Annotated in this window: 5 protein-coding genes; all 5 read right to left on the reverse strand. The window is 37.1% G+C overall.

Annotated elements, in window-relative coordinates; genetic code table 11:
- Nucleotides 1-85: 85 nt before the first annotated feature.
- Nucleotides 86-934, reverse strand: coding sequence for a hypothetical protein (locus tag IEW52_RS15425; RefSeq protein WP_188630972.1), 849 nt, complete (start codon nt 932-934; stop codon nt 86-88).
- A gap of 115 nt (nt 935-1,049) precedes the next feature.
- Nucleotides 1,050-1,595, reverse strand: coding sequence for a hypothetical protein (locus IEW52_RS15430; RefSeq protein ID WP_188630973.1), 546 nt, complete (start codon nt 1,593-1,595; stop codon nt 1,050-1,052).
- 62 nt (nt 1,596-1,657) lie between these two features.
- Entirely contained in the window at nt 1,658-2,572 is a 915-nt protein-coding gene (locus tag IEW52_RS15435; RefSeq protein ID WP_188630974.1) for a DUF4868 domain-containing protein, read from the reverse strand.
- Entirely contained in the window at nt 2,572-3,150 is a 579-nt protein-coding gene (locus tag IEW52_RS15440; RefSeq protein ID WP_188630975.1) for a KwaA family protein, read from the reverse strand. Before IEW52_RS15440 ends, IEW52_RS15435 begins: the two co-directional genes overlap by 1 nt.
- 142 nt (nt 3,151-3,292) lie before the next feature.
- A partial coding sequence (locus tag IEW52_RS15845; RefSeq protein ID WP_229668001.1) for a hypothetical protein occupies nt 3,293-3,873 on the reverse strand: 581 nt, incomplete at its 5' end.

Below are 3,873 nucleotides of genomic sequence, written 5' to 3' on the forward strand. Positions count from 1 at the left end.
GGCCGTGAGTGACTGACCTAACAAGTTCCGTTTCATGGCAGGCTCCCGAATGTAGCTATATGTAGAAATTATAGATCCACATGGGTTATGCCGTACTGCTTATACGCTTAAATGAATCACTCTCTAACTTAAACGAACCAAAGCACAATACTTTCGCGCCTGGGTTAATAAAATTATGACTCAAGCCTTTCTTTAAACGCGCTACAGGATAAATACTTTGTCCATACTTATTTATTTTTGGTGAAAATTCTGCAGATGAAAATTTTCTTTGTGGTGTACTAAAGCTCACCCTTTTTACATTCCCAACAATCGCAGCTTTAACAGGGCCATTTACTAAAACTTTTTTATGAAGAATATCATAGTGCTTCACATCAAAGAAAAAATCTTCCCACTGCGTTTTCTTTTTGTCAATCATGACAAAAATAGAACTTCTGACAGCAGAATTCTCTCGCCCATAATTATACAGCTCTAACAAACCGCTTAAACTGTTTACATAAGGCAAATTGCACCCTCGTTTTCTATATGTACGTTTAACTGTATCGTGAGTATGGTTGTTTAAAAAGTTGCTTTCTTTTTTTTCCATATCGGATTGATCTTTTTCATCCATAAGATGAATACGGAAGACTCTCATCCCGTTAGCCAAAGCAACTGCAACCTCATTTGATGAGCCTGCTGCATCAATAACTTTTTTGCCACAGGTTTCAAATGAGCATGATATGGAGTGGTTTTCATATTTAGCTAAACGAAAATAAGCAGGCACTTGTGTTATTTTATTTTTACCTACTCTCTGACTTGCTGAAACATATACTAGCTCCGCTTTACAATCATTCCCTCCGCAGAATATTGGATGAGGCTTGCCTAATGAAAAATAATCCAAAATTGTCACTTCATTCCCTTTTGAATCATAAGAGTATGGGATTTTAACTCCACTCACTGAATTCTCCTATACACATAACGCCTCAAACACCGGCTTGGTGAAGTTGGCGGCTTTTTTGCGTAAGCGGAAAAGGTGACAGCTTTACCAAGTCCGCGTGCTTTGATTTGTTAAACTATTTATTGAGAACAATGACAAGCATAGCTATCACTAAAATTATACCTATAGAAACTATGGCATTGACCTTTTTATGTAGCTTAAGGGTGTGCTCCGTAAGGATTCTGATGTCTTGCGTCCTATCTATCACAGTTTCAGAGATTACAGGATTTTCTCTATCAGTAGAGGTTTTATCTGCATGAGTAGCAATAACACTTCCGCCAGCGCCTGCACAGGAGAATATAGCGAGATTAGACAATATGTTTAAATTGTGAGCTAGCTCGACATTGACAGAATCTTTCCCGATCATGGCAGTGAAAAAATCGACATAATAAACCCCGAAAAACACACCAAATAATATTATGGAAATACCTTTCATGACTCTTTCCTGTTTGAGCTCAATTACAAACATGAAAAGGATAATATAACCGACCATTGTGAAGTTGAAGGCAATCTGTTCGTGCTCATAAAATAGCAAAGCTGGTACTACGACAACTGTCGTAAGTAAAGCTAGTGCTAAGATAATTTTTTGCCTGACTGTGTATGAACTCAACTCTATCTCCATTAGGTTTAACGTCCCCATCAAGCGCCGCAGAATGCGGTCGCTTGGATGGGCTTGTTAAGCGCCTAGACTTGAGTCGCATCAGGAACATCGTAGATATTATCTGTTATCTCACTCATAAGCCTGTGATCAAGCAGAACATTCATGATGGTGCTCGCTGTAGTTTTACAAGGGATTATAGTGTTATTAGATGGGTCAAAGTTGATACCCCAGTTTCTTGTAGTATTGACTCTTTGCAGTATTGGAATGAAGTTTGCTCTGCTGTAAATCCCTTTTTCTTCGATAACAGCCATGCGCCTCAACTGTATAGAATTTGTGCCAACATATTCGATAATAGGGGTTATGTCAGAAAATAAGCCACTAAATGCAGGGGTTTGTTGAAGCTGCGTAAATGCCTGAACATATGCAGTTCTATGTTGCATAGCTGACTCAAATCCACGCTTATTAGCTATGAAAACAGTATTATTAATGACATAGAAATCAAAGTTTTTCTCTATGGCGAAGCTATTGTCCTCAACCCCAGACAATTCACCATTTGAAAAAATCATATTGATGTATTTTTTAGGATATGATGTTTTCCATGTAGAGGTAGATCGTTTTACTGCATAAACTGTAGTTCCGTTTGAGGTAAATTTGACCACATACCCCTTTGCACCTTTCAGGTCTTTTGCATCTGTAATTCTATGCTCACTCTCAAGTCGATCTACTAGTGCTTTCAGTTGTGGGAAATCTGTACTTGTAGGATCAATAGATAAGCAGCTATTCTCATTTGTCTGAGATATGTAAGAATAAGGCGTATGCTCAGTGATTCTTTCAATCTCTGTTGCAATGAAATCCTTTAACTGGGTGTTTAGACCGTCTTCAGTTTGAACATAAAATGTTCTGAAGCGTGCCGCACTGCTACTGTCCTTGAAAACCCACAAATGTGGTGTTGAATTTGCAAAATCAAATGTTCTTAAAGATTGAAAGTCAGCTGTCATTAGTTTTCTCGTGCAATATAAAAATCTTGTATCGTTTGGACTTTATAATTTCCAGGGGTTAAATGGCCCTTTTTTAAAATCCTTACATCTCTAGACTGTCCGTTGATATTGATCTTTGCTTCGTACAACCTCCAGCCAAACATTAACAAAAGTGGGTTCATAATGATCTGACCAGACTTGTATGTTATCGCAAACATCCAAAGTAAAAAAACTGAAAACCCTAAGAGTTTTTCTGGAGCTTCATAGCTCATCCCCATAAATGAAACGACATAAGGGAATACATAATTGATAATATCGTTTGGTATCGTTTTAGAACTTTCTACCTGCGCATCAAATGGGAATGATAATTTTTTCAAGGATCGATTTGAAATTACTACAGATATGCAAGTTACAACAATAAATATGATTGATAGATACGGGCTATTAAAAGGGTTAAATAAGCAATTATCTATATCGGAGAAATCACAAAATGATTTACTCCACCATGACATAGGAATATCTTGCACAGCTAGAATTAAAGCCAGTGGCAAGTATGAGCCTATGAAAATTATAAAAGCAGATAGAACTCTAAATTGCATTTTCTATTACCACTTTGATGTACTCCAATGCTGATGGTTGGTAGCGCTTAACGCCTCATTAAAAGGCTAAAAATAGTGGGCTAAAATGGAGCGAAGCGAAAAAAGCCCGCTGTTTTTAGTCCTGTTTGAATGATTTGTTATGTTACTTGGAAGAGGGGAATTCTACTTTATTTATAAACTCTCCAAGCTCTTCATGCATTCCTTGAATAATAAAAAAAAGCATAGCTATTGTCGAAAACATACCTTTCACAGTATAAAGCACATCAGTTATCTGCTCTGTGTTATAAGACATTTTTTCATGCTCGTAGTAAGCTTTCAAAAATGCACCTTTTCCGTGACTAAACAGTGAAAATTTTTCATAACTTGCGAGGTAGTTTTTAGTAAACTGCGAAAAGACCCCTTCAAAACTGTCTCCTTTAGGACTTTTAACCTCTTCAAGTTCTTTTGTCATCTGAAAGAAACTAGGGAAATCCTTATTTTCTTCGATGTAATCAATTACATTATCCCCTCTTTCTTTGGCAATGAATTCTAGGTAGTAGCTTTTCACATATATTTCAAGCATTGTTCTTACTAAAACAATCCCTGATGAAAGATAACCACCAGAATACATTAAGTGGTTCCCTGTGTGCCAACCTAAGCATGAACCAGCTGATTTTGAGTTAATATAGAAATCAGGGTGCTTTAGGAGACTGTTATGCCAAAGCCAATGACACACATTCAGCC

This window comes from Oceanisphaera marina (assembly GCF_014643915.1).
In the GTDB taxonomy this organism is placed as follows: domain Bacteria; phylum Pseudomonadota; class Gammaproteobacteria; order Enterobacterales; family Aeromonadaceae; genus Oceanimonas; species Oceanimonas marina.

What these genes read in the sequence shown, in the direction of transcription:
- IEW52_RS15440 (WP_188630975.1), bottom strand. Translation starts at nt 3,150, where the DNA reads ATGCAATTTAGAGTTCTATCTGCTTTTATAATTTTCATAGGCTCATAC.
- IEW52_RS15430 (WP_188630973.1), bottom strand. Translation starts at nt 1,595, where the DNA reads ATGGAGATAGAGTTGAGTTCATACACAGTCAGGCAAAAAATTATCTTA.
- IEW52_RS15435 (WP_188630974.1), bottom strand. Translation starts at nt 2,572, where the DNA reads ATGACAGCTGACTTTCAATCTTTAAGAACATTTGATTTTGCAAATTCA.